Consider the following 24,838-nt stretch of genomic DNA (forward strand, 5'->3'; position numbering starts at 1 on the left):
AGCACTCTCGGAGTACGCCATGCCCGCCCGCCGCTCCACCGCCGCGACGCTCCTGACCATCGCCGTGGCCGGCGCAGCCCTGGCCGGCTGCTCCAAGAAGGACGACACCGCCTCCTCGGACGCGGTGAAGGTGACCGCCTCCGACTCCGCCTGCGAGGTCGCGAAGATCAGCTTCCCGGCCGGCGGGGTCGAGCTCTCCGTCCAGAACAAGGGCTCGAAGTCCACCGAGGTCTACGTGTACGCCGCCGGCGACAAGATCGTCACCGAGCGCGAGAACATCGGCCCCGGCACCACCGTGAGCATCCACGCCGAGATCAAGGCCGGCGAGTACGAGATCGCCTGCAAGCCGGGCATGACCGGCGACGGCATCCGCCAGAAGATCACCGTCACCGGCGGTGCCGCGCCGGCCGCGAAGGCCGACCCGCGTCTGGCCGCCGCGGTCGAGGCCTACCGGAAGTACGCGCAGGAGCAGGCCGACGCCACCATCCCGGTGGTGACCCAGTTCGCCGAGGCCGTCAAGGCCGGCGACGCCGAGAAGGCCAAGTCGCTGTTCGCCGCCTCCCGCGTGGGCTGGGAGCGCACCGAGCCGATCGCCGAGAGCTTCGGCGACATCGACCCGAAGACCGACACCCGCGAGGACGCTCTGGAGGCCGGCCAGCAGTGGACGGGCTGGCACAAGATCGAGAAGTCGCTCTGGGCCGACGGCGCGATCACCGACGACGACAAGAAGCTCGCCGACCAGCTGGTCACCGACCTGAAGGACTGGCAGTCCCGCGTCGCCAAGGCCGAGATCACCCCGACCTCGATGGCCAACGGCGCCAAGGAGCTGCTGGACGAGGTCTCCAAGAACAAGATCACCGGTGAGGAGGACCGCTACTCCCACACCGACCTGTCGGACTTCGCCGCCAACGTCGACGGTGCCGAGAAGGCCTACGAGCTGCTGAAGCCGGTCGCCTCCGAGAAGGACGCCGCGCTGGCCAAGACCCTGGACGCCGAGTTCGCCGCGATCAAGGTGCTGCTCGGCAAGTACAAGCAGGGCGAGGCCTACACCTCCTACGACAAGATCACCGAGCCGGAGCGCAAGGCGTTCTCGGACGCGGTGAACTCCCTGGGCGAGCCGCTGTCCAAGCTGGCCGCCGCGGTCGTCGTCACCGGCTGATCCCGGCCGACGCACCAGTGCCCCGCCGCGGCGGCCCCACCGGGCCGCCGCGGCATCCGCAGAGACAGGACCGACAGGAAGCACCCGTGGACGCCGAGACCGCCGAGACCACCGCGCCCGACACCTCCACCGACCAGGCCGCCCCCACCCGCCGCGCCGTCATCGGCTGGGCCGGTGCCGGCCTCGCCCTCGGCGCGGCCGCCGCGGGCTCGGTCGCCGCGGCGACCATGCACGACTCCGCGCCGGCCGTCGCCCCCGGCATCGACTCCACCGTCGACGTCCCGTTCTACGGCGACCACCAGTCCGGCATCGCCACGCCCGTCCAGGACCGGCTGCACTTCGCCGCGTTCGACGTCATCACCAAGGACCGCGAGGCCCTGGTGAAGATGCTGAAGGAGTGGACGAAGGCCGCGGCCGCGATGACCGGCGGCCGCGAGGTCGGCACCGGCGCGACCGGCGGCATCCCGGAGGCGCCGCCGGACGACACCGGCGAGGCGCTCGGCCTGCCCGCGTCCCGGCTGACCCTGACCGTCGGCTTCGGCCCGACGCTCTTCGAGAAGGACGGCACCGACCGCTTCGGCATCAAGGCCAAGCGGCCCGAGGCCCTCGTCGATCTGCCCAAGTTCCCCGGCGACCGCCTGGAGGAGAACCGCACCGGCGGCGACCTCTGCGTCCAGGCCTGCGCCGACGACCCGCAGGTCGCCGTGCACGCGATCCGCAACCTGGCCCGGATCGGCATGGGCGTGGTCAACGTCCGCTGGTCGCAGCTCGGCTTCGGCAAGACCTCCTCGACCACCCCCGAGGCGCAGACCCCGCGCAACCTCATGGGCTTCAAGGACGGCACCCACAACATCGCCGGCACCGACGCCAAGTCGCTCGCCGACCACGTGTGGGTCGCCCCCGGCGACGGCCAGGACTGGATGACCGGCGGCTCGTACCTCGTCGCCCGGCGGATCCGGATGACCATCGAGACCTGGGACCGCACCTCGCTCAAGGAGCAGGAGGACGTCTTCGGCCGCAGCAAGCTGGAGGGCGCCCCGGTCGGCAAGCAGAAGGAGCGGGACACCCCGGACCTGTCCGCGATGAAGCAGGACGCGCACGTCCGCCTCGCGCACCCGGACAGCAACAACGGGCTGATGATCCTGCGCCGCGGCTTCTCCTTCACGGACGGCACCGACGGCCTCGGCCGCCTGGACGCCGGCCTGTTCTTCCTCGCCTACCAGCGCGACACCCGCAAGGCCTTCGTGCCGCTGCAGTCGAAGCTCGCCGCGAACGACGCGCTGAACGAGTACATCACGCACGTCGGCTCCGGCCACTTCGCGTGCCCGCCCGGCGTCCGCAAGCCGGGCGAATGGTGGGGCCAGGCCCTGTTCGGCTGACCCCCTGCCCCGTACCACCTCCACCCCCGGGAGTCCCCCTGTGTTCGGCAACTACCTGATCGGTCTGCGGGAAGGCCTCGAAGCCAGCCTCGTGGTCTGCATCCTGATCGCCTATCTGGTCAAGACCGGCCGCCGGGACCGCCTCGCGCCCGTCTGGGCGGGCATCGCCGCGGCGGTCGTGCTGAGCATGACCTTCGGTGCGGTGCTGCAGTACGGCTCGACCCAGCTCAGCTTCGAGGCGCAGGAGGCGCTCGGCGGCTCGCTGTCGATCGTCGCGGTCGGCCTGGTCACCTGGATGGTCTTCTGGATGCGCCGCACCGCGCGGCACCTGAAGGCCGAGCTGCACGGCAAACTGGACGCCGCGCTGGCGATGGGCACCTTCGCCCTGGTGGTGACGGCCTTCCTCGCGGTCGGCCGGGAGGGCCTGGAGACGGCGCTGTTCATCTGGACGGCCGTCCAGGCGACCAGCGACGGCGTCCGGCCACTGGTCGGCGCGGTCCTCGGCCTGCTCACCTCGGTGGTGCTGGGCTGGATGTTCTACCGCGGCGCGCTGAAGATCAACCTCGCCAAGTTCTTCACCTGGACGGGCGCGATGCTGGTCGTCGTGGCGGCCGGCGTGCTCGCCTACGGCGTCCACGACCTCCAGGAGGCCGGCTGGATCCCGGGCCTGACCAGCCAGGCCTTCGACATCTCCGGCACCGTCCCGAAGGACAGCTGGTACGGCACCCTGCTGAAGGGCGTCTTCAACTTCCAGCCCGACCCGACGGTCCTGCAGGTCACGGTCTGGGCCGCCTACCTGGTGCCGACCCTCTTCCTGTTCCTGCGGAACTCCGGCGGCCCGGCCCCCAAGCCGGCCCCGGCCCCCGCGACGTCCGAGAAGCCTGCCGCCTGAGCCCTGGTGACCGAGGAGGTCCCGCACCCCCGTCGGGGGTGCGGGACCTCCTGCGTCGTACCGGGCCGTCTCAGTGGTCGAAGAGCACCAGGGAGCGCCCGCCGCGGCCGGCCGCCATCCGTTCGAAGGCGGCCGGGATCTCCTCCAGGGAGATCCGGTCGGTGATCAGCGCGTCGAGGTCGAGCCGGCCGCTGCGCACGTGCCCGGCGAGCACCGGCACGGTCTCGTCCGGATCGCAGTTGCCGTACACGCAGGCCGTCAGGGTGCGGGCGTAGTGGAAGAGTTCCAGGGCGGAGAACGCGACCATGTCCTCCTTGCCGCCGATGCCGACCACGGTCGTCCGCCCGCCACGGCGGGTGGCGGACCACGCCGAGCGGATCGTCGCACCGCGGCCGACGCACTCGAAGGCGTGGTCGGCACCCCGGCCGCCGGTGAGCTCCCGGACGGCCCCGGGGGTGGACGCGTCGGCGAGCAGGAACTCGGTGGCGCCGTGCCGGCGGGCCAGCTCCTCCTTCTCCGGGGAGACGTCGACGGCGATCAGCGGCGCGGCCCCGGCGAGCCGGGCGGCCTGCAGCACCGCCAGGCCGATCCCGCCCAGGCCGTAGACCACCGCCGACTCCCCCACCCGCACCCGGGCCGCGCTGTGCACGGCCCCGTACCCGGTGAGCACGGCGCAGCCGAGCAGCGCGGCGGAGGCCAGCGGCACGCCGTCGGGCAGCGGCAGGACGGCCCGCCGGTCGACGACCGTCTCCTCGGCGAAGGCTCCGACGCCGAGGCCGGGGTGGAGTGCGGTGCCGTCCGGCAGGGCGGCGTAGTGGCCGGTGGACGCGGCACCGGAGTTGTCGCAGAGCCAGGGCTCGCCGATCGCGCAGGCCGGGCAGGTGCGGCAGGCGGGGGCCCAGTTGAGCACCACCGGATCGCCGGGCGCCACTCCGGTGACGCCGTCGCCGGCCGAGACGACGGTGCCCGCCCCCTCGTGGCCGAGGACGAGCGGGAGGGTGGCGCGGAGCATGCCGCGGCCGATCGACAGGTCGGAGTGGCAGACGCCGGCGGCGGCGAGGCGGACGCGGACCTGTCCCGGTCCCGGGTCCGGCAGGTCGATGTCGGTGATCTCGAGCGGGGCCCCGGCGGAGCGCAGGACGGCGGCGCGGACCATGGCGGTCACCTCGGTGGTCTTCTCGGTGGTCTTCGGACGGGGGCGGGGCCTGGAACTGGGACCGGTGCGGCGGGTGGGGCGGGCCGTGGTCAGAACTGGAGGGACTTGGTCTGCAGGAACTCCTCCAGGCCGTGCCGGCCGAGTTCGCGGCCCACGCCGGAGCTCTTCCAGCCGCCGAAGGGGGCGAGCGGGTTGAACCGGCCGCCGTTGATGTCGACCTGGCCGGTCTCCATCCGGCGGGCGAAGGCGGCGGCGGTCTCCCCGTCGGCCGCCCAGACGGCTCCGGCGAGCCCGTACTCGGTGTCGTTGGCGAGCGCGAGGGCGTGCTCCTCGTCGTCGTACGGCAGGACGACGAGCACCGGGCCGAAGATCTCCTCCCGGACGGCCCGGGCGTCCGGGGGGAGGTCGGCGAGGACGGTCGGGCGGACGTAGTAGCCGCGGTCCAGGCCCTCGGGGGCCTCGGGGCCACCGGCGACCAGGCGGGCGCCGTCGGCGAGGGCGCCGTCGATGTACGCCCGGACGCGCTCGCGCTGGCGGGCGCTGACCAGCGGTCCGACCCGGGTGGCCGGGTCGGCCGGGTCGCCGGGCGCGTACTTCGCGGCGGAGGCGGCGGCGATCGCCAGGGCCTCCTCGTACTGCTCGCGGTGGACCAGCAGGCGCGTCCAGGCGGTGCAGGTCTGGCCGGAGTTGGCGAAGACGTTGGCCAGGTTGACGTTGACGGCGCGGGCCAGGTCGGCGCCGGGCAGGACGACGCTCGCGGACTTGCCGCCGAGTTCCAGGGAGACCTTCTTGATGCCGCGTCCGGCGCTCTCGCCGATCGCGCGGCCGACCGCGGTGGAGCCGGTGAAGGAGACGACGTCCACACCGGGGTGGGCGGCGAGCGCGGCACCGACCACCGTGCCGAGACCGGTGACCAGGTTGAACACGCCCGGCGGCAGACCGGCCCCGTCGACGATCCGGGCGAACAGCCGGGCGATCAGCGGGGTCTCCTCGGACGGCTTGAGCACCACCGTGCAGCCGGCCGCGAGGGCCGGGACGACCTTGGCGACGATCAGGTGCAGCGGGTAGTTCCACGGTGTGATCGCGGCGACCACCCCGGCCGGTTCCGCGTACACGGTCGAGTTGCCGACCTGCTCGTGGAAGGCGTAGTCGGCGAGGACGTCGAGGTAGGCCGAGGCCACCGCGATCGGGGTGCCCGCCTGGACGGCTTCGGCGAAGCCCGCGGGGGTGCCGAGTTCGGCGGTGACGGTGGCGGCGATCTCGGCGCGGTGGCCGGCCAGGCCGTCGCGCAGCCGGGTCAGCGCGGCCAGCCGCTCCTCGCGGCTGCTCGCCGCCCAGCCGGGGGCGGCGGCGCGGGCGGCGGCCACCGCCGCGTCCACCTCCTCGGCGGTGCCGGCCGGGACGGTGGCGATCGGCTGCTCGGTCGCCGGGTTGAGCACCACGATGGTGTCCGGTCCGGCGGCGGGCCGCCAACGGCCGTCGATGTACTGGTCGGCGTAGTGCTCCACCCGATGCTCCTCGGAGTCGGCTCCGGATTTAACTAGCAGTGGTAGTTAACTCGCGGGTAGCCCGGCTGCGCAAGAGCAGGGCGCGGTGCGGCACGGCGGGACGCCGGGAGTGACGCCCCCTCACGCCCCTGAGCCGGTGCCCCGGCGAGGCCCGGTGGCTCGCCCGGCCGCCTGTAGGGTTGGGCCGCATGGACGTCCGAACAGCCCCCGCCACCCCGGCCTCCCGCAGGTCCGAGGCCCGGGAGCGACTGCTCGACACGGCCGCCGGACTGTTCTACGCGGAGGGCGTCCAGGCCGTGGGCGTCGACCGGCTGATCGCCGAGGCGGGCATCACCAAGGCCACCTTCTACCGGCACTTCCCGGGCAAGGACGAACTCGTCCTCGCCTACCTCGACCGCCGCGACCGGGACGTCCGGGAGCGGATCGCGGCGGCCGCCACGGCCTCGCCCGACCCGCGCGCCACCCTCGCCGTCCTGGTGGCGGCGCTCGCCGACGAGGTCTGCGGGCCGGGCTTCCGCGGCTGCCCGTTCATCAACGCCGCCGCCGAGTACCCGGACGCCGACCACCCGGTGCGACGGCTGGTCACCGCCCACCGCAGCTGGTTCCGCGGCGCACTCGCGGACCTGCTCGCCGCCTGCGGCCACCCCGACCCGGCGGGCGGCGCCGTGGCCCTGTTGCTGCTCCGGGACGGCGCCATGGTCGCCGGCTACCTCGACGGCCCCGAGACCCGCACCCGCATCGCCACCACCGCCGCTGCCCTCCTCGGCCCCCTCCCCTGACGGAACCCTCACGGGCACATCACCGGGCACCCGAAGGGACGTGGAGGACCGCTCAAGGGCGCGTGGGGGCACCTCCCGGCCGAAGGCCGGGAGGTGCCCCCTGCTCCGCGGGTTCCCCGCGGGTGGGGCCGGCGCCTAGGGTGCTCGGCACACCGTCCGCACCCCCACCGGAGGATGACTGCCGTGACGTCCGCTCCGTCCACCCCGCCGTCCGAGCGGCCGCGGATCGCCGTGCTCGGTGCCGGCAGCATCGGCTGCCACCTGGGCGGCCTGCTCGCCGGGGTCGCCGAGGTCACCCTGATCGGCCGGCCGGCCGTGATGGACGCGGTGAACGAGCACGGCCTCACCCTCACCGGCGGCGGCCGCCCCACCGTCCGGGTCCCCGCCGGAGGCCTCCGCACGGCCACCGACCCCGCCGCCGCCGCGAGCGCCGACCTCGTCCTGGTGACGGTGAAGTCGGCCGCGACCGCGGAGGCCGCCGCCTCCGTCGCGGAGGTGCTCGCCCCGGGCGCCGCGCTGGTCAGCTTCCAGAACGGCCTGCACAATCCGGCGCTGATCCGGTCCGCCGTCGGTGCCGGCCACCCGGTGGTGGCCGGCATGGTGCCGTACAACGTGCTGCAGACCGCGCCGGGCGTCTTCCACCAGGGGTCCGGCGGGGCGCTGATGATCGACGACCAACCGGCCGGCGCCCCGCTCGCCGCGGCCGCCGCCGCGGCCGGTCTGCCGGTGGAGCGCCGTCCCGACATGCGCGAGGTGCAGCACGGCAAGCTGCTGATGAACCTCAACAACGCCGTCAACGCCCTCTCCGGCGTGCCGCTGCGCGAGGAGCTCGGACAGCGGGCGTTCCGGCGCTGCCTGGCACTCTGTCAACAGGAGGCGCTGGCGGCGATGCGGGCGGAGGGCGTGCACCCGGCCCGGCTGGGCGCCCTGCCGACCGCCCTGCTGCCCCGGCTGCTGGCACTGCCGGACGGCGTGTTCCGGCGGCTGGCGGCGGCGACCCTGAAGGTGGACGCCGAGGCCCGCTCGTCCACCTGGGAGGACCTGCAGCGCGGCCGCCGGACGGAGATCGACAGCCTGCAGGGCGAGGTGGTGACGATGGCCGGCCGGCACGGGCTGGCGGCGCCCGCCAACGCCCGGCTGATCGCCCTCGTCCGGGAGGCGGAGCAGGCCGGGCCCGGCGCGTCCCGGAGCTGGGCCGGCGCGGAGCTGCTGGCCGAGCTGCAGGCCGCCCGAGCTGCGGAAACGCGCTAACGGGACCCCAAAGGCGAATCCGAGATTCGCATTAGATAGTCTGCTGGACGTGAGGCTGACCAAGGGCACCGACATCGCACTCCGCATCGCCATGCGGCTGGCCGTGCTGGACGAGGCGTCCAACCCGACCACCCGCGAGGTCGCGGCGGCGATGGAGGTTCCCTACACCCACGCGGCCAAGGTGGTGAGCAGGCTCCAGCACCTCGGCGTGGTGGAGGCGCGCCGGGGCCGCAGCGGCGGTCTGGCGCTCACCCCGGCCGGCCGCACCGGTTCGCTCGGCGCCCTGCTGCGCGAACTGGAGGGCATCGGCGACGTGGTGGGCTGCGAGGACGACCCGCCGTGTCCGCTCCGGTCGTCCTGCCGACTGCGCGGAGCGCTCCGCCGGGCCCAGGAGGCCTTCTTCGCGGTGCTCGACCCGCTCACGGTCGAGGACCTGGTCGCGTCCCCGACCGGCCCGGTCCTGCTGGGCCTCTCCGTCCGCCCGCCGGACTGATCCGCCCCACCGGGCACCCGCCCTTTCCCGTCCCGCAAAATACGAAGATCAAATACCAATTCACTGCTGAAGGAGCCGTCCATGCTGTCCCCGCAGAACGCCCCGGTCGTCGAAGCCACCCTGCCGGTCGTCGGCGCAGCCGTCGGCGACATCACCGCACGCTTCTACGAGCGACTGTTCGAGGCCCACCCGGAGCTGCTGCGCGACCTGTTCAACCGCGGCAACCAGGCCAACGGCACCCAGCGGCAGGCGCTGGCCGGTTCGATCGCGGCCTTCGCCACCGCCTTGGTCGCCCACCCCGACCAGCGGCCGGACGCGATGCTCGCCCGGATCGCCCACAAGCACGCCTCGCTGGGCGTCGCGCCGGAGCAGTACCCCGTGGTCCACGAGCACCTGTTCGCGGCGATCGTCGAGGTGCTCGGCGAGGCGGTGACCCCGGAGGTCGCGGCGGCCTGGGACGAGGTGTACTGGCTGATGGCGAACGCGCTGATCGCGCTGGAGAAGGGCCTGTACACCGGGGCGGGCACCGGCCCGGAGTCGCTGTGGCGCCCGTACACCGTGGTCGCGCGGCTGCTGGAGACCGACGACGTGGCGACCTTCCTGGTGCGGCCGGCCGACGGCGGCCCGCTGCCGGCCACCACCCCGGGCCAGTTCGTCTCGGTGCAGGTCGAACTGCCGGACGGCGCCCACCAGATCCGCCAGTACAGCCTCTCCGGGCAGCCGGACGGCGCCCTGCAGTTCTCGGTGAAGCGGGTGGCCGGCACCCCGGACGGCGAGGTCTCCAACCACCTGCACGCGCACGTCGCGGCGGGCGCGACCCTGCTGCTGAGCCCGCCGTTCGGCGACGTGACGCTGGCCGAGGGCGACGGCCCGGTGCTGCTGGCCTCCGCAGGCATCGGCTGCACCCCGATGATCGGGATGCTCTCGCACCTGGCGGCCACCGCCAGCACCCGGCGCGTCATCTCCGTGCACGGCGACCGCGACCAGCTCGCCCACGCCTTCCGCGCCGACCTGCAGCAGCTCACCGCCAAGCTCGCCGACGCCGAGGCGCACGTCTTCTACGAGCAGCCGGCCGGCGCGTGGCCCGCCGAGCGCACCGGCCTGGTGGACCTCGCCGGCGTGGAGGTCCCGGCCGGCACCACCGCCTACCTGTGCGGCCCGCTGCCCTTCCTGCGCTCCGTCCGCGGACAGCTGATCGCGGCGGGCGTCCGCCCCGCCGACATCCACTACGAGGTCTTCGGCCCCGATCTGTGGCTGGGCGCGGAGGCCTGACCCCTCCTCACCCCACGGCTCCTCACGCCCGCGGGCCGGCCACCCCTCCAGCAGGGGGAGCCGGCCCGCGGCGCACCGGCCCGCGGCCGGTCGTCCTCAGGACTGCGCGGCGACCGCGTCCTGCTGCGCGTCCGGGGCCGGCGCGGCCGGCGCCGCCGGCTCGGGCCGGCCGGGCACGGCGAGGGTGACGAGGGCGGCGAGGACGGCAGTGCCCAGGCCGATCGCCAGACCCGTCCGGAAGCCGTTCTCGGAGGGCAGCTCGACCGACCCCATCCTCACCGTCATGTGCGAGAGCACCACGCCGACCACCGCGGCGGAGGTGGAGGTGCCGATCGACCGCATCAGGCTGTTGAGGCCGTTGGCGGCGGCGGTCTCCGAGGCGGGCACGGCCGACATGATCAGCGCGGGCATCGCGGCGTAGGCGAAGGCCACACCGGCGCCGATCACGCAGGAGAAGAGCACCATGCCCCAGACGTGGTGGGTCAGCCCGAGCGAGAGCGCGTAGCCGGCCGCGATGACCAGCGAGCCGATCAGCAGCGAGACCTTGGGGCCGCGGGCCGCCGAGATCCGGGCGGAGAACGGCGAGACGGCCATCATCACCAGACCGGACGGGGCCATGCACAGACCCGCGACCACCATCGAGCGGCCGAGACCGTAGCCCGTGGCCTCGGGCAGCTGCAGCAGCTGCGGGACGATCAGCGACATCGCGTACATCGCGAAGCCGACCACCACCGAGGCGAGGTTGGTCATCAGCACCTGGCGGCGGGCGGTGGTGCGCAGGTCGACCAGCGGGCTGCCGGTGCGCAGCTCCCAGACGCCCCACAGCAGCAGCACGGCGGCGGCGGTGCCGAACAGGCCGAGGGTGGTGCCGCTCGCCCAGCCCCAGTCGCCGCCCTTGGAGACGGCGAGCAGCAGGCTGAGCAGTCCGGCGGAGAGGCCGAGGGCGCCGACCAGGTCGAAACGGCCGCCGGAGCGCACCGGGGACTCCGGCACGAAGGCCGCGACGAGGGCGATCACCGCTGCGCCGATCGCGGCGGAGGCCCAGAACAGCACGTGCCAGTCGGCGTGCTGGGCGACGACGGCGGCCAGTGGCAGGCCGAGCGCGCCGCCGATCCCGAGCGAGGAGCTGACCAGGGCCATCGCCGAGCCCATCCGCTGCGGCGGCAGTTCGTCGCGCATGATGCTGATGCCGAGCGGGATGACGGCGGCGGCGCAGCCCTGCAGGGCGCGGCCGACGACCATCGGGACGAGGCCGCCGGCCAGCGCCGGGACGAGCGACCCGATCACCATCAGGACGAGGCTCGCGAGCAGGACGCGGCGCTTGCCGTACATGTCGCCGAGCCGGCCGAGCACGGGGGTGGCCACGGCGCCGGCGAGCAGGGTGGCGGTGATCGCCCAGGAGGCGTTCGCGGGCGTGGTGCCCAGTAGTTCCGGCAGGTCGGGGATGAGCGGGACGACGAGCGTGTTCATCAGCGAGACGGCGATGCCGGCGCCGGCGAGGACGCCGATGACGGCGCCGCCTCCGGCGCGCGCGGCGGGGGGTGTGCTCACGGGGGACTCCAAGTCACGGGGATGCGATATGCATCGTACACACGATATGCATTATGCACATAGGCTGCATGATGCACATAGGATTGACTGGAACCCGACGATCACCGGCGGCGGAGCGACGAGGAGGACGTTGTGCACGAGGAGCTCGGCGACCTCGAACGCGAACTCATGCTGATCGGGCGCCACCAGGCGATGGGCTCGCTCCGCGCCGATCCCGGCGGCCGCCTGGAGCGCAGCGCGTACACCCTGCTCAGCCGGATCGAGGCGGAGGGGCCGATGACCATCGGTCAACTCGCAGAGGCCTTCAACCTGGACACCTCCACGGTCAACCGGCAGACCGCCGCGATGCTCCGTCAGAACCTGGTCGAGCGCATCGCCGACCCGTCCGGCGGCATCGCCCGCAAACTGCGCATCACCGAGGAGGGCCTGCGGCGGCTGCACCACGACCGCGCGTGGTCGCTCAACGGCCTGGCCTCCGTCCTGGAGGACTGGCCGCAGGACGCGGTCGCCGACCTCGCCCGGCTGCTCACCCGGCTCAACCGCAGCATCGAGGGCAAGGAGGGGCGCAGCTGGCCCCGCCCCGGCGACCCCGGAACGGCCGACCGATAGGCTCACCGGGCATGGACAACGCCACCGCCCTCTGGTCCTTCGCCCTGCTGGTCGGCCTGCTGACGCTCACCCCCGGCCTCGACACCGCCCTCATCCTGCGCACCGCCGTCCTCGGCCGCCGACGCCGCGCCTGGGGCGTCGTCCTCGGCATCCAGACCGGCACCCTCGCCTGGGGCGTGCTCGCCTCCGCCGGCGCCACCGCGGTGCTGACCGCCTCCCACCTCGCGTACGAGCTGCTGCGCTGGGCCGGCGCGGCCTACCTGCTGTGGATGGGCGGGCGCATGATCCGCGACTCCTGGCGGCGCGAGCCCGCGGGCGACCCGGCCGGGGCGGCGGACCCGGCGGACACCGGCGAGCGCGACGGCTTCGGCGCCGGCTGGCGGCGCGGCGCGCTCACCAACCTGCTGAACCCCAAGGTCGGCGTCTTCTACATGGCGCTGCTGCCGCAGTTCATCCCGCCGGGCGCCCCGCACCTGGCCTTCGGCACCCTGCTCACCTGCGAGCACATCGCGCTCGGCACGCTCTGGTCCGCCGTGCTGGTGGGCTTCGCCCGGGTCGTCCGCCGCTGGCTCGCCGGCCCGACCGCCAAGCGCGTCCTGGACCGGATCACCGGCGGCGTGGTCGCCCTCTTCGGCCTGCGGCTCGCCCTCGGCGACTGACCCCGCGCCCCCGGGACCCGGCACCCCGCAGGGCCCGGCGCCTCAGTGCAGCCGGCTCTGCCAGTCCGCGGGCACCTTCTCGGAGGGGCCGGGCGAGGGCTGCTCCGCCGGCCGGGAGAGCGGCGGAGCCAGCGCCGGACCGGTGTAGTACTCGCCGGTCTCGGTGTTCCAGAACCAGTCCTCGCCCGGTTCGAAGCTGGTGATGAACGGGTGCCCGCTCTCCCTGGCGTGCCGGGTCGCGTGCTGGGACGGCGAGGAGTCGCAGCACCCGATGTGCCCGCACTCGGCGCACCGCCGCAGGTGCAGCCACCAGCCGGCGTCCTGCCCGGCGAGGCACTCGGCACAGCCCGCGCCGCTCGGCACCGCCGCCGGATCGATCCCGGGAATCCGCTGCTCCGCCATGCCGCAGCCCTCCTTCGCATCGTCCTCCCCCGCGCCTTAGACCGTACGCCCGCCCACCGGCCCCCGCAGCGGGGTCGCCGTCGGGGCACCCGGGACCTCCCGGCCTGCTGTCAGTGGCGTCTGGTGGGATGGGGCGGGCGGAGACGAGGAGGGCACGGAGTGGACGGGCAGGCGGGGTGGCGCTGTACCGGGCTGCACTGGCGGGACGGTCAGCCGGTGCTCGGCGCGGTGCGCGGCGGCCGGCACCACGAGCGGGTGGTCGCGGCGGGGACGGCGGTGAGCTGGCGGCTGCACGGCCCGCGGTACTGCTCGGGTCCGTGGCTGGCCGGCGAGACGGAGCAGCGGCCGTGCCCGCACCGGGCGGAGATCGATCCGGACGGCGGCGCGGTGCTGTGCCCGCCGTGCCAGGCGGTCGACCGGGGGCTGGCGCTCGCACGGGACCGGATCCTCGACGACGGCCGGACGTACCTGCTGTACCTGGCCTGGTTCGGCGGCGACCTGGCCAAGGTCGGGCTGACGGCCGAGCAGCGCGGCCGGGCCCGGTTGCAGGAGCAGGGGGCCCCGGTGTTCACCGTGGTGGCCCGCGGTCCGCTGCCGGCGGTGCGCCGGGCGGAACTGACGGTGTCGGGGGCCGGGCTGGCCCGCGAGCGGTTCGGGGTGCGGACGAAGGCGGACCAGTGGTGGCACCTGCCCGGCCCGGCGGAGCGCGCGGCCCGGGTGGCCGACCTGCGGGCGGCGGTGGTCGGGCTGCTCGCGGGGCACCCGGTGGAGCTGTTCCCGGCGGGCGAGGTGGTGGACCAGGTCGGGCTGTTCGGACTGGCGGACGGGCCCCCGCGGGCCTACCGCGAGGTGGTGGCGGTGACGGACGGCGCCACGGTGGGCGGCACGCTGCGGGCGCCGATCGGGCGGCAGTTGTTCCTGGAGCAGCCGGACGGCGGCGAGCCGCTGCTGCTGGACGCGCGGCGGCTGACCGGCTGGGGGCTGTCCCCTGCGCCGTCCGGTCCGTGCACCGGGCTGGGCGTGCGCGCGCACCGGCGCCCGCCCGCCCCGGACGCCCAGCCGGCGCTGTTCTGACGGGCCCGGAAGGGCGGCGCCGGCGCGGCGGCGCTCGGAACGGCGGCGCCCGCCCGACGCATCCGGGCGCCGGATCCGTCGGATCCCTTGCGGGGCTTGCTACCGGTCGGTAATTCTTGCTGACATTCCGTCCAACAGAGGAGCGCCCGCATGCCCGCCGAGGTCACCTTCGCCCTGCCCTCCCCGTACGGCCCGCGCACGGCCACGGTGCGCTACCACCGTGAGGGCTCCGGCAGTCCGCTCCTGCTGCTGCACGGCATCGGCCACCACTGGCAGGCCTGGGGCCCGGTGCTGCCGGCGCTGTCCACGCGGCACGAGGTGGTCGCCGTGGACCTGCCGGGCTTCGGCACCTCGCCGGCCCTCCCGGAGGGCGTCCCGTACGGACTGGAGGCGGCCGTGCCGACCATCGGCGCCTTCTGCGCCGCGCTCGGGATCGAGCGTCCGCACGTGGCCGGGAACTCGCTCGGCGGCCTGCTCGCCCTCGGCCTCGGCCGCGCCGGGCTGGCCCGCTCGGTCACCGCCCTCTCCCCCGCCGGCTTCTGGACGGAACCGGAGCGCCGCTACGCCTTCGCCGTGCTCGCCGGGATGCGCCTCGGCGCCCGGACGCTCCCGCAGCCCGCCGTCGAGCGGCTGGCCCGGTCCACCGCCGGCCGCGCCCTGCTGGTCAGCAGCATCTACGCCCGGCCGGGCCGCCGTTCGCCCGAGGGCGCGATCGGCGAGACCAGGGCGCTGCGGGAGGCGGCCGGCTTCGCACCGACACTGGCCGCGGGCCGTCGGGTCCGCTTCACCGGGGACGTGCCCGACGTGCCGGTCACCATCGCCTGGGGCAGCCGGGACCGCCTGCTGGTCCGCCGCCAGGGCCTCCGGGCGCTGCGCGAGATCCCCGGCGCCCGCCTGGTACGGCTGCCCGGCTGCGGGCACGTGCCGATGAGCGACGACCCGGCGCTGGTCGGCCGAGTGATCCTCGACACCTGCGCGACCGCGGCCTGAGCCTCCCACCTGCCCGTTCGGCGGCCGGTGGCACGCCCGGCCGCCGGGGGTGGCAGAGATCACGCTCTGCGACGGGCCACCTACGGTGGCGTAGGTCACTTCAGAGGGTGAAACATCTGCACCATGCCTGATCCACTGGAGACCTTTGACCCCACTTCCTACGTCGCCCTCGGCGACAGCTTCACCGAGGGCCTGAACGACCCCGGCCCCGACGGCCGCTTCGCCGGCTGGGCCGACCGCCTCGCCGGGATGCTCGCCGACCGCCGCCCGGACGGCGACTTCCGGTACGCCAACCTCGCCGTCCGCGGCCGCCTGCTCGACCAGATCACCGCCGAGCAGGTGCCCGAGGTCCGGCGGATCGCCCCGGACCTGGTGACCTTCTGCGCGGGCGGCAACGACATCCTGCGCCCGGGCAGCGACCCGGACGAGGTCGCCGAGCGGTTCGAGTCGGCCGTCCTGCAGCTCCGCGAGAGCGCCGGGACGGTGCTGGTCTGCACCGGCTTCGACACCCGCACCGTGCCGGTGCTGCGCCACCTGCGTGGCAAGATCGCCACGTACAACGGCCACATGCGGGCGATCGCCGACCGCAACGGCTGCGCGGTCGCCGACCTGTGGTCGCTGCGCTCGGTGCACGACCGCCGGGCCTGGAGCGACGACCGGCTGCACCTCTCGCCCGAGGGCCACCAGCGGGTCGCCCTGCTGGCCGCCCGCTCGCTCGGTCTGCCGACCGAGCAGGACCCGGAGGCGCCCTGGCCGGACCGCCCCGAGCCCACCCCGGCCGAGCAGCGCCGCGAGAACCTGGCCTGGGCCCGGGCGTACCTGATCCCGTGGGTCGGCCGACGCCTGCGCGGCGAGTCCTCGGGCGACCACGTCGAGGCCAAGCGCCCCGAGCTGCTGCCGCTCTGAGCACCCGGGATCCGGCCGGCGCCCCCGCCCGGGGGCGCCGGCCCCGGTTTCCCTCCGCCCGGGTCCGGCATACCGTCGGTCGTGACGGGACCGCCCGCGCACAGGAGGCACCGCCATGGCCGACAGCTTCGCCGTCGACGTGACCCGCATCAGCCGCGAGGCGCTGCGCACGATGGCCACCGAGCCCGGCGCCGCGCCGCACCTCGACGAGGAGCGGGCCGTCAGCGTGCTCAACGACGTGATCGCCACCGAGGTGGTCGGCTGGCTCCGCTACACCCGGGACGCCCTGGCCGCCGCCGGCGGCGGCCCCGGGGCCGCCCGGGCGGCCGCCCTGCTGACCGCGCAGGCCGAGCAGGGCATGCGGCACGCCGTCGCGGTGGCCGAGCGGATCACCGCGCTCGGCGGGCGCCCCAACTTCGACCCGGACACCCTCGCGCAGCGCGCCCACACCGACTACTCGGTGCCGGCCGACGCGGCGCTCACCGCCACCCTCGAACGCAACCTGCGGGCCGAGCGGATCGTCCTCGCGACCTACCGCGAGATCGCCGGCTGGTTCGGCGACCGCGACCCCGACAGCCGCGACCTGCTGCAGGCGCTGGCCTCCGACGTGCAGCGCAACGCCGGGGCGCTGGAGGACCTGCTCCGCACCCGCTGAGCCTCCCGCGGTGGGTCCGCCGGTCGCACGGGCCGCACCCGGAGATCACCCCCGAGGGCCGCCCCGGGCTCAGGACTCGTACCGCTCGACCTCCTCGATGCTGCGCACCGCGGCGAGATCGGGGTCGTCCCCGGCGTCGGCCCGTGCCCGACGCTGCCGGAGCAGGTCCCAGCACTGGTCGAGCTCCGCCTCCAGCTCGCGCAGCCGCTGCCGCTCGCTGTCCGGGTCGATCCGCCCTTCGGTCAGCATCGTCCGCAGCTCGCGTTCGGCCGCGACCATCTCACCGATCCGGTCCAGGATCCGCCGGTCGGTTCCGCCACTCGTGTGCTCGTCCACCGGGACACCTCCTCGTTCCCCAGCCTAGGAACGGCCGGTGTGCGGCGCGACCCGGCACCCGTTCGGCGGAGCCGCGGCTTGACAGGACGTCAGGGGCTGATCAGGATGGCGCTTGCTGGAAATGACTTTCACTTTCATCATCCGGCGCCCGACCCGGCACGCCGCCGGAGCCGGCACCTCCCCCCGCCCGCAGTCCCCCGACCGAGGAGCACCCGCATGTCCCTGAACGTCCCCGCCGCCCTGCTGGAGAAGGCCGAGCACGGCGAGGTGGAGGAGGCCGAGTTCGTCGAGACCGTCCGCACCTCCCTGCCCTACGCCTACCGCACGGTCGCCCAGCTCAGCGGCGAACTGCAGGACTCCCCCGCCGAGTTCGCCGACAACACCACCGCACCGACGGACGAGGAGCGCGGCCAGCTGCTGCGCGCCATGGCCAGCGACGCCATCCGCGGCAGCCTGGAGCGGCACTTCGGCGTGCGGATCGCCTTCCAGAACTGCCACCGGGTCGCGGTCTTCCGGCCCGGCGCCGAGCGGACGGAGGCGTACGCCCGGTTCACCTCGGCCCGGGCGCAGCTGCTCAACCAGGTGCCCGGCCTGCGCAGCTGCTGACCGCGGGTCGCCGTCGCCGCCGGCCGCGGCCGGTCAGCCTCCCGCGTGCAGCGGGTCGGCCGGGTCGCGGCCGGAGAGGCCGAGCAGCCGGGTCTGCGCGTCGGCTTCGGCGGGCACCGGCACGGCCGGGCCGAACACCCCGGAGGAGGAGAGGTCGCCGCCGTACGCCGCGAGCTCGGCGAGCGCGAACTCGGCGGCCTCCCGGTCCATCGCGAGGTCCGCGCCGACCCCGACGGCGAGGTCCCAGGCGTGGATGATCGCGTCGACCGTCATCTCCCGGCAGTAGCCCTCGGCGGGACGCTCGCCGTACGAGAGCGCGACGGTGCGCCCGAGTGCCCCGGAGGCGTCGAACGCGGCCCGGGAGGCCTCGGCGGCGGCCGTCCAGGCCGCCACCGGGTCGTCGCCGAGGACGTCGCCGTCGAACCGGTCGCCGACCTCCGCGACCGTGCGGCCGTCGAGCAGCGGCGGCACCCACAGGTGCTCGGAGGTGAGGTGGCCGACCAGGTCGCGGACGGTCCAGTCGGTGCAGGGCGTCGGTGCCTGCCACGCGTCGTGGGCGGCGGCCCTGCGCACGTGCCGGCCGAAGGTGTCCTGCGCGTCGGCGAACAGCTTCAGCACGGCTTCGGGTTGCTCTGCCATGCCTCCACCCTTCACCCGATCGGACGACGCGGCACCCCGGAGGAACCGACCGGCCGCCCCGGACGTCACCCGGTCCGTGGACCGCTTCCCTCCTGAAGCCCCCCGGCCCGGACGACCGCAGCCCGAACGACCGCAGCCCGAACGGTGCCGGATCGACCGGTGCCGGATCGAACGACTGCGGCTCGACGCCGACGGCGAGCGCCTCGCCGCCGTCGCGTTCGCGCCCGCCGCCCCGACCGGGCCCACCGCCGTCGCGATGCACGGCGCGGGCGACAGCGACAGCAGCCGTCTGCTGCCGCTGCTCGGGGACCTCGCCGCGCGGGGGTGCCGCGCCCTGGCCCTGGACTTCTCGGGGCACGGCGCGAGTTCCGGGCGGCTCGCGGAGCTGTCGCTGGAACGCCGGCTGCGGCAGGCGTCCGCCCTGATCGACCGGCACGCGGGCGGTGGGGAGCTGGTGCTGGTCGGCTTCAGCATGAGCGGGCAGACGGTCGCCGACCTGACGGCGCGGTACGGGCCGCGGGTACGGGCCGTCGGGCTGTGCGCTCCGGCGGTGTACGCCCGGGAGGCCTGGCCGGTTCCGTTCGGCGCGGGCTTCACCGGGATCATCCGCAGGCCCGGCGGCTGGCGGGACTCGGCGGCGCTGTCCGCGCTGCGGGCGTTCGGCGGGCGTTCGGTGCTGGCGGTGCCCGGCCACGACGAGGTGATCCCGGCGGAGGTGACCGCGGCGGTCGGACGGGCGCTGGCGGCGCGCTCCGACCACACCCGGCTGGAGCTGCCGGACGCCGTCCACCAGCTCGGCCGGTGGTTCGGCGAACACCCGGCGCAGCGGCGGCGGTTCGTCGCCGCACTGCTCGGCGGGGCCGGGCACCCGGCATGATGGCCTCCTCACCACCGCCGGCCCCAGGAGGTCCCGCCGTGTCCAGCAGTCCGGTCCGCGTCACCGTGATCGGCGAGTGCGTCGCCGACGCCTTCACCGATGCCGCCCTGAGCGGTCCGGGCGAGCTGGCGCTGCGGGTGCACCCGGGCGGTGGGCCGGCCAACACGGCCGTCGCACTGGCCCGGTTGGGTACCCCGGTGGCCTTCCGGGCACGGCTGGCGGACGACGTCTTCGGGCGGCTGTTCCGGGCGCAACTGGCCGGTTCCGGGGTCGACCTGTCGGGCTGCGTGGCGGCGGCGGAGCCGAGCACGCTGGCGGTCGCGGAGGTGGACGCGGAGGGCCGGGCGAGCTTCTCGTTCCACGCCGAGGGGACGGCGGACTGGCAGTGGACGGAGGCCGAGTTGGGGTCCGCGCCGGCGGGCCCGGTCTGCGTGCACACCGGTTCGCTGGCGCTGGTGCGGGACCCGGGCGGTGCCGCGATCGAGGCGTACCTGGCCCGGGCCGCGGCGGGCGCCACGGTCTCGATCGATCCCAACGTCCGTCCGCTGCTGGTCGATCCGGCGGTCTACCGGGCGCGGCTGCCGCGCTGGTGCGAGCGGGCGGACATCCTGCGGCTGAGCGCGGACGACCTCGTGCACCTGTACCCGGAGACCGGGGTGGAGGCGGTCTGCGACCGGTTCCACGCGGCCGGTGTGCCGCTGGTGGTGGTGACGCTCGGCGCGCAGGGCGCGCTGGCCTCGCTGAACGGGGAGCGGATCGCGGTGCCGGCCCGGCGGGTGGAGGTGGTGGACACCGTCGGCGCCGGGGACGCGTTCACGGCCGGGCTGCTGCACCGGCTGGACGAGCAGGGCGTGCTCGGCGGGCGGCTGGACGGTCTGACGGTGCCGGCGGTGGCCGAGGCGTGCCGCTTCGCGGCCGGGGTGGCGGCGCTGACCTGCGCGGTGCCCGGCCCCAACCCGCCCTGGGCGGACCGTCTCTGACGGCCGGCGACCGCGGGCGTCCGACGCGGCGGCGGCCCGCCGGCACCCGGCCGGCGGGCCGCCCGGGTTCGCCGGGTCCGACGGTGCTGCTCGACCGGTGCTACTCGACCGGTGCCTTCTCGCGCAGCACCTCGACGAAGGCGCGCATCCAGGCCGGGTGGTCGGGCCAGGCGCGGGCGGAGACCACGACGCCGTCGACCACGGCCTCGCCGTCGACGAAGTCGGCGCCGCCCGCCGCGACGTCCGGCTCCAGCGCCGGGTAGGCGGCGGTGGTGCGGCCGTTGAGGGTGCCGCCGACCAGGGTGATCAGCGGGCCGTGGCAGATCTGCGCGACCGGCTTGTCCTCCTGGAAGAAGTGTGCGGCGATCCGCTGCACGTCGGCGTTGTTGCGCAGGTACTCGGGGGCGCGGCCGCCGGGGATCACCAGCGCGACGTAGTCGGCCGGGTCGACGTCGGCGACGGCGACGTCCGCGGGCCAGGTGTAGCCGGGCTTCTCGGTGTAGGTGTCGAAGCCGTCCACGAAGTCGTGCACCACGAACTGCAGGGTCTTCTTGGCGGGCGCGGCGATGTGGACCTCGTACCCCTCCTCGCGCAGCCGCTGGTAGGGGTAGAACACCTCCAGCGACTCCGCCGCGTCACCGGTGACGATCAGGATCTTGGCTGCCATGTCCGGCGGTACCGTCCTTCCTCCGCCCACCCCGTGTGAGCCCCGACACACCCTGCCGCCTGACGGTCCGTCGGGCAATGCGGCGCGCGAGGCACGGACGCCACACACCCGGTGCGCCGGCGTGCGCCCCCCGTGCGCCCCACCGCGGGCCGGCGGGCGTCCGACCGGGTGGACGCGCTCCACGGGCGCCCGGTCGGCCGAGGGCCTAGCGTGCAGATGAGTCGCGTCCCCTGCCTGGAGGTAGCCATGCAGTGCTCGCAGATCGTGGGCTCCACCACCGTCGCCAACCTGCGCGATCTCGGTGGTGTCGCGCTGCCCGACGGCGGCCGGATCCGGTCGGGCCTGGCGTTCCGCTCCGGCGGGCTCGACCGCCTGGACGTCCGTTCCGACCCGGTCTTCGCCGCCCTCGGCGTGCGCACCGTCGTTGACCTGCGCACCGAGCGGGAGCGCACCGCCCGTCCCGACCGGGTGCCGGGCGGGGCGCACCTGCTGGTCGCCGACGTGATGGCCGACCCGGTGGGCACCGGCACCGCGGCCCGGCTGGCCGTCGCCTTCACCGACCCGCGGCTCGCCAACCGGGAGTTCCGCGGCGGCCGGGCGGCCCGGGCCCTGGTCGAGGACTACCGCGCGTTCGTGACGGCCGAGTCCGCCCGCCAGTCGTACCGTCAGCTGCTGACCGCGCTCGCGCACCGGGACGGCGGTCCGGTGCTGTTCCACTGCACCGCGGGCAAGGACCGCACGGGCTGGGGCGCGGCGCTGGTCCTGCTGCTGCTCGGTGCGGACGACCGGACGGTCACCGCCGAGTACCTGTCGGTCGGTGCGGCGGTGCAAGCCTCGTTCGCGCCGGTGATCGCGGAGTTCACCGCCGCGGGCGGCGACCCGGAGATCGCGGACGCGGTGTTCGGCGCGCACCCCGCGTACCTCGCCGCGGCCCGGCAGGCCGTCGAGGACGGCTGGGGCGACGTGGAGAGCTACGCCCGGGCCGGGCTCGGCATCAAGGACGAGACCATCGGCCACCTGCGGGAGCGGCTCACCGTCTGAGCGCGCGGCGCCTGCCCCCTCGGGCGGCCGTCCAGGCGAGCAGGTCCTCGACCGGGCGGGTGTTGACGATCCGGTCCGGGTCGATCCCCGCGTCGGCGGCCCGGGCGCAGCCGTGCTGCTGCCAGTCGAGCTGGCCGGGGGCGTGCGCGTCGCTGTCGATCGCGAAGACGCACCCGGTGTCGATCGCGAGGCGCAGCAGCCGGGTCGGCGGGTCGCGGCGCTCGGGGCGGCAGTTGATCTCGACCGCGGTGCCTGACTCGGCGCAGGCCGCGAAGACCGCCTCGGCGTCGAACTGCGACTCCGGGCGGGTGCGGCCGCCGATCAGGCGTCCGGTGCAGTGGCCGAGGACGTCGACCAGCGGGTTGCGGACGGCGGCGAGCAGCCGGCGGGTCATCGGGGCGCGGTCCATCCGCAGTTTGGAGTGGACGGAGGCGACGACCAGGTCGAGTCCGGCCAGCAGGTCCTCGTCCTGGTCGAGCGAGCCGTCGTCGAGGATGTCGCACTCAATGCCGGTGAGCAGCCGGAAGGGCGCGAGGTCGCGGTTGAGGGCGGCGACCACCTCCAGCTGTTCGCGCAGCCGTTCGGCGCTGAGGCCGCGGGCGACGGTGAGCCGCGGCGAGTGGTCGGTGAGGACGGCCCAGGCGTGGCCGAGGTCGCGGGCGGTGCGGGCCATCGCCTCGATCGGGCTGCCGCCGTCGGACCAGTCGGAGTGCAGGTGGCAGTCGCCCCGCAGGGCGGCGCGCAGGGCGTCGGCGCCCTCGGCGAGCGGCCCGGCGCGTTCCTCCAGTTCGGCGAGGTAGCCGGGGACGCGTCCGGCGGAGGCCTCGGCGATCACCTGGGCGGTCTTCGGGCCGACGCCGGGCAGCCGGGCGGCGCGGGCGGCGTCGACCGGGCCGGCGGGCAGGGCGCGGGCGGCCTCGGCCGCCGTGCGGAAGGCCTTCACCCGGTACGGGGAGGCGTCCTCGCGTTCCAGCAGGAAGGCGATGCGCTCCAAGGCCGCGACTGGCTCCATGGGGCCAGTGTCGCCAAAGGCGGGCCGGGCCGCGCGCGACCCCTTGTTGACAGGTCGTCTAACTGGTTCACTGCTCCCGTCGGTGCAGCCGATCCCCGAACGCCCCCGACCCCACCGGAGCCGACCGATGCGCGACACCGCCCCCGCCCCGCACGCCGACCGCCGCGAGCAGAACGCCGCCCGGCTGCTGCGCGCCTCCGCCCGCCACTCCCACGACCCGCTGACCGAGATCGACTGGGACGCGCCGATCGACCCCGACCACTTCGCCCTGCCGCAGCACCGCGTCACCCTCTACGGCACCCCGCTGTGGGAGACCCTGACGCCGCGGCAGCGGGCCCGCCTCAGCGTGCACCAGCTGGCCTCGGCGACCGCGGCCGGCATCTGGTTCGAACTGGTGCTGATGGAGGGCCTGATCCGGCACGTCTACGAGGGCGACCTGACCACCCGGCACGCGCAGTACGCGCTGACCGAGGTCGCCGACGAGTGCCGGCACTCCACCATGTTCGCCCGGTACATCGCCGCCACCGGCTACCCGTCGGCCCGGCCCACGGCCAGGGCGCACCGGCGCGGCAAGCTGCACTTCCTGCTGAACGACACCGCGATCACCTTCGCCGGGGCGATCTTCGTGGAGGAGTTCACCGACGCGATGCAGCGGGAGATGGTCCGCGACGAGTCGCTGCAGCCGCTGGCCCGGGCGGTGGCGCGGATCCACGTCGTCGAGGAGGCCCGGCACATCGGCTACGCCAAGCCCGAACTGGAGCGGATCTGGGCGCAGATGGGCCCGGCCCGGCGCGCGGTCTTCCGGCGCGGCCTGCTGGTGCTGGCCCGGCTCGCGGTGGCCGAGCTCGTCCACCCGCGGGTGTACGCCCTCTGCGGCCTGGACGTCCGCGAGGCGGAGCGCGCCGCCGCGGCCAACGAGCACTGGCGGCTGGCCCGCGTCGAGTGGGCCCGCAAGGCGCTCGTGTTCTTCACCGACCTCGGCATCGTGGACGAACGGACGGCCCCGCGGTGGCGCCGCGCCGGCCTGCTCGACTGAGCCCCCGGCCCGCCCGGCTCGGAGCACGGCGTCGCCGGCCACCGTACCGAGGGCGTAGGTGACGGCCGAGGCCGCGGCCACGATGAGCAGCTGCCGCAGGGCGGTGCGCACCGCGCTGCGGCCCGAGCCCAGACCGAGGGCCGCGCCGACCGCGAGCGAGGCCACGGCCGTCACCACCGCGGGGGCCACGACCGCGGCGGCGCCCTCGGTGACGAACCGGGGCACCAGCGGGACGAGGGCACCGAGCGCGAAGAGCAGCAGCGAACCGGCCGCGGCCACCGCCGGCGAGCCGGCGTCCTCGGCACCGACGCCGAACAGGATGCGCAGGCTGGTCTGCCGGGCCGTCCGGCCTGCGGAGACGACCCCGCGGGTGGCCCGGACGGCGGTGACCGGGTCGAGGCCGCGCTCGCGGAGGCTGCGCGCCAGGTGGGCCATCACCACCGGCGGCGAGTGCCGCCAGGCGTCCTGCAGCGAGTCCTCCGTGCCCCGGGCGACCTCGCGCTGGCCGCGGACCGACACCCATTCGCAGGCCGCCGTCGACAGCGCCCCCGCGACCGGGCCGGCGAGCCCGGACAGCCGGACGGTGGCCGCGTCCACCGAGGCGCCGGCGATGCCGAGGATGAAGCAGAGGTTGCTGACCAGCCCGTCGTTGACGCCGAGGACGGCGGCCCGGATCCCGCCGCCCGCGACCCGCCCGGCGGTGCGGCCGATCGCCGCGAGCTCCGCCTCGGCGGCCTCGTCGTCGTGGTCGGTACGGGCGGCCGGGTCCCGGCCCGGCGCGATGGTGGCCCGGTCGGGGCCGGGGGCGGACATGCGCCCGGCGTAGGCGCTCACCGGGCCGCCGCCCCGGAACACGGCGGCGGCCCGGCGGGGCCGGTCACCACCATGGGTGTCGCGATGCGGGGTGTC

Annotated in this window: 26 protein-coding genes and 1 pseudogene; 18 read left to right on the forward strand and 9 right to left on the reverse strand. The window is 75.2% G+C overall.

All coding sequences use genetic code 11. The features are described 5' to 3' along the window. The first annotated feature begins 19 nt into the window (after nucleotides 1–19). From efeO to efeU, 3 genes are all read left to right on the forward strand, one after another. Nucleotides 20–1,159: an iron uptake system protein EfeO gene (efeO, locus tag IE98_RS0115985; RefSeq protein WP_030269416.1), complete on the forward strand. Its 1,140-nt coding sequence runs from the start codon at nucleotides 20–22 to the stop codon at nucleotides 1,157–1,159. Nucleotides 1,160–1,245: 86 nt separating this feature from the next. Then, on the forward strand, nucleotides 1,246–2,538 hold the full coding sequence (gene efeB / locus IE98_RS0115990) for an iron uptake transporter deferrochelatase/peroxidase subunit (RefSeq protein ID WP_030269418.1): 1,293 nt from the start codon (nucleotides 1,246–1,248) through the stop codon (nucleotides 2,536–2,538). A gap of 40 nt (nucleotides 2,539–2,578) precedes the next feature. Further along, entirely contained in the window at nucleotides 2,579–3,430 is an 852-nt protein-coding gene (gene efeU, locus IE98_RS0115995; RefSeq protein ID WP_030269420.1) for an iron uptake transporter permease EfeU, read from the forward strand. A 70-nt stretch (nucleotides 3,431–3,500) separates the two neighbouring features. On the opposite strand, the gene IE98_RS0116000 is transcribed toward efeU, so the two are convergent. Next, complete coding sequence (locus IE98_RS0116000; protein WP_030269422.1) at nucleotides 3,501–4,586, reverse strand: Zn-dependent alcohol dehydrogenase; 1,086 nt, start codon at nucleotides 4,584–4,586, stop codon at nucleotides 3,501–3,503. 89 nt (nucleotides 4,587–4,675) lie between these two features. After that, on the reverse strand, nucleotides 4,676–6,094 hold the full coding sequence (locus IE98_RS0116005; protein WP_030269424.1) for an aldehyde dehydrogenase family protein: 1,419 nt from the start codon (nucleotides 6,092–6,094) through the stop codon (nucleotides 4,676–4,678). Between the two features lie 188 nt (nucleotides 6,095–6,282). Here IE98_RS0116005 and IE98_RS0116010 point away from each other — a divergent pair, with 188 nt between their 5' ends. From IE98_RS0116010 to IE98_RS0116025, 4 genes are all read left to right on the forward strand, one after another. Further along, nucleotides 6,283–6,873, forward strand: a complete 591-nt coding sequence (locus IE98_RS0116010) for a TetR/AcrR family transcriptional regulator (RefSeq protein ID WP_030269426.1) — start codon at nucleotides 6,283–6,285, stop codon at nucleotides 6,871–6,873. Between the two features lie 183 nt (nucleotides 6,874–7,056). Further along, entirely contained in the window at nucleotides 7,057–8,124 is a 1,068-nt protein-coding gene (locus IE98_RS0116015) for a 2-dehydropantoate 2-reductase (protein WP_234443553.1), read from the forward strand. A 49-nt stretch (nucleotides 8,125–8,173) separates the two neighbouring features. Then, a complete protein-coding gene (locus IE98_RS0116020) occupies nucleotides 8,174–8,617 on the forward strand; it encodes an RrF2 family transcriptional regulator (protein WP_030269430.1) in 444 nt (147 codons plus the stop codon). 81 nt (nucleotides 8,618–8,698) lie between these two features. Then, on the forward strand, nucleotides 8,699–9,889 hold the full coding sequence (locus tag IE98_RS0116025; RefSeq protein WP_030269432.1) for a globin domain-containing protein: 1,191 nt from the start codon (nucleotides 8,699–8,701) through the stop codon (nucleotides 9,887–9,889). Between the two features lie 96 nt (nucleotides 9,890–9,985). Here the strand turns inward: IE98_RS0116025 and IE98_RS0116030 are convergent, their stop codons facing one another. Further along, complete coding sequence (locus IE98_RS0116030) at nucleotides 9,986–11,440, reverse strand: MFS transporter (RefSeq protein WP_030269433.1); 1,455 nt, start codon at nucleotides 11,438–11,440, stop codon at nucleotides 9,986–9,988. 132 nt (nucleotides 11,441–11,572) lie between these two features. On the opposite strand from IE98_RS0116030, the gene IE98_RS0116035 reads away from it, so the two are divergent. Beyond that, nucleotides 11,573–12,049 (forward strand): MarR family winged helix-turn-helix transcriptional regulator, encoded by a 477-nt coding sequence (locus IE98_RS0116035; RefSeq protein ID WP_030269435.1) that lies wholly within the window; start codon nucleotides 11,573–11,575, stop codon nucleotides 12,047–12,049. A gap of 11 nt (nucleotides 12,050–12,060) precedes the next feature. Then, nucleotides 12,061–12,708 carry a LysE family translocator gene (locus IE98_RS0116040; RefSeq protein WP_030269438.1) on the forward strand — a complete coding sequence of 216 codons (648 nt, stop codon included), beginning with the start codon at nucleotides 12,061–12,063 and terminating at the stop codon, nucleotides 12,706–12,708. Nucleotides 12,709–12,750: 42 nt separating this feature from the next. On the opposite strand, the gene IE98_RS0116045 is transcribed toward IE98_RS0116040, so the two are convergent. Then, entirely contained in the window at nucleotides 12,751–13,110 is a 360-nt protein-coding gene (locus tag IE98_RS0116045; RefSeq protein ID WP_030269440.1) for a UBP-type zinc finger domain-containing protein, read from the reverse strand. A gap of 159 nt (nucleotides 13,111–13,269) precedes the next feature. On the opposite strand from IE98_RS0116045, the gene IE98_RS0116050 reads away from it, so the two are divergent. The 4 genes from IE98_RS0116050 (at nucleotide 13,270) to IE98_RS0116065 (ending at nucleotide 16,735) form a co-directional block, all read left to right on the forward strand. Beyond that, a complete protein-coding gene (locus IE98_RS0116050; RefSeq protein ID WP_052390571.1) occupies nucleotides 13,270–14,184 on the forward strand; it encodes a DUF2797 domain-containing protein in 915 nt (304 codons plus the stop codon). 150 nt (nucleotides 14,185–14,334) lie between these two features. Then, a complete protein-coding gene (locus IE98_RS0116055; protein WP_030269444.1) occupies nucleotides 14,335–15,174 on the forward strand; it encodes an alpha/beta fold hydrolase in 840 nt (279 codons plus the stop codon). A 123-nt stretch (nucleotides 15,175–15,297) separates the two neighbouring features. Further along, nucleotides 15,298–16,080, forward strand: coding sequence for an SGNH/GDSL hydrolase family protein (locus tag IE98_RS0116060; protein WP_030269446.1), 783 nt, complete (start codon nucleotides 15,298–15,300; stop codon nucleotides 16,078–16,080). Between the two features lie 115 nt (nucleotides 16,081–16,195). After that, nucleotides 16,196–16,735 carry a ferritin-like domain-containing protein gene (locus IE98_RS0116065; RefSeq protein ID WP_030269448.1) on the forward strand — a complete coding sequence of 180 codons (540 nt, stop codon included), beginning with the start codon at nucleotides 16,196–16,198 and terminating at the stop codon, nucleotides 16,733–16,735. Nucleotides 16,736–16,804: 69 nt separating this feature from the next. On the opposite strand, the gene IE98_RS0116070 is transcribed toward IE98_RS0116065, so the two are convergent. Beyond that, a complete protein-coding gene (locus IE98_RS0116070) occupies nucleotides 16,805–17,071 on the reverse strand; it encodes a DUF2630 family protein (RefSeq protein ID WP_030269450.1) in 267 nt (88 codons plus the stop codon). A 216-nt stretch (nucleotides 17,072–17,287) separates the two neighbouring features. Here IE98_RS0116070 and IE98_RS0116075 point away from each other — a divergent pair, with 216 nt between their 5' ends. Beyond that, entirely contained in the window at nucleotides 17,288–17,677 is a 390-nt protein-coding gene (locus IE98_RS0116075) for an SCO5389 family protein (RefSeq protein ID WP_030269452.1), read from the forward strand. A 33-nt stretch (nucleotides 17,678–17,710) separates the two neighbouring features. Here the strand turns inward: IE98_RS0116075 and IE98_RS0116080 are convergent, their stop codons facing one another. Next, nucleotides 17,711–18,316: a TIGR03086 family metal-binding protein gene (locus tag IE98_RS0116080; RefSeq protein ID WP_030269454.1), complete on the reverse strand. Its 606-nt coding sequence runs from the start codon at nucleotides 18,314–18,316 to the stop codon at nucleotides 17,711–17,713. 76 nt (nucleotides 18,317–18,392) lie between these two features. Here IE98_RS0116080 and IE98_RS0116085 point away from each other — a divergent pair, with 76 nt between their 5' ends. Then, on the forward strand, nucleotides 18,393–19,193 hold the full coding sequence (locus tag IE98_RS0116085) for an alpha/beta hydrolase (protein ID WP_234443554.1): 801 nt from the start codon (nucleotides 18,393–18,395) through the stop codon (nucleotides 19,191–19,193). Between the two features lie 38 nt (nucleotides 19,194–19,231). Further along, nucleotides 19,232–20,173, forward strand: a complete 942-nt coding sequence (locus tag IE98_RS0116090; protein ID WP_030269459.1) for a carbohydrate kinase family protein — start codon at nucleotides 19,232–19,234, stop codon at nucleotides 20,171–20,173. 100 nt (nucleotides 20,174–20,273) lie between these two features. On the opposite strand, the gene IE98_RS0116095 is transcribed toward IE98_RS0116090, so the two are convergent. After that, nucleotides 20,274–20,840 (reverse strand): DJ-1/PfpI family protein, encoded by a 567-nt coding sequence (locus tag IE98_RS0116095; protein WP_030269460.1) that lies wholly within the window; start codon nucleotides 20,838–20,840, stop codon nucleotides 20,274–20,276. 216 nt (nucleotides 20,841–21,056) lie between these two features. On the opposite strand from IE98_RS0116095, the gene IE98_RS0116100 reads away from it, so the two are divergent. Continuing rightward, entirely contained in the window at nucleotides 21,057–21,881 is an 825-nt protein-coding gene (locus IE98_RS0116100) for a tyrosine-protein phosphatase (protein WP_234443555.1), read from the forward strand. Here the strand turns inward: IE98_RS0116100 and IE98_RS0116105 are convergent. Then, nucleotides 21,871–22,893, reverse strand: a complete 1,023-nt coding sequence (locus IE98_RS0116105; RefSeq protein WP_030269464.1) for a PHP domain-containing protein — start codon at nucleotides 22,891–22,893, stop codon at nucleotides 21,871–21,873. The genes IE98_RS0116100 and IE98_RS0116105 overlap by 11 nt on opposite strands. Nucleotides 22,894–23,020: 127 nt before the next feature. Between IE98_RS0116105 and IE98_RS0116110 the strand changes: the two genes are divergently transcribed. Beyond that, on the forward strand, nucleotides 23,021–23,929 hold the full coding sequence (locus tag IE98_RS0116110; protein WP_030269466.1) for an AurF N-oxygenase family protein: 909 nt from the start codon (nucleotides 23,021–23,023) through the stop codon (nucleotides 23,927–23,929). 102 nt (nucleotides 23,930–24,031) lie between these two features. Here the strand turns inward: IE98_RS0116110 and IE98_RS46300 are convergent. After that, a pseudogene (locus IE98_RS46300) lies at nucleotides 24,032–24,742 on the reverse strand (VIT1/CCC1 transporter family protein); the annotation flags it as partial. Between the last annotated feature and the right edge of the window lie 96 nt (nucleotides 24,743–24,838).

Origin of the sequence: Streptomyces sp. NRRL B-24484, from assembly GCF_000717715.1 — a bacterium.
In the GTDB taxonomy this organism is placed as follows: domain Bacteria; phylum Actinomycetota; class Actinomycetes; order Streptomycetales; family Streptomycetaceae; genus Kitasatospora.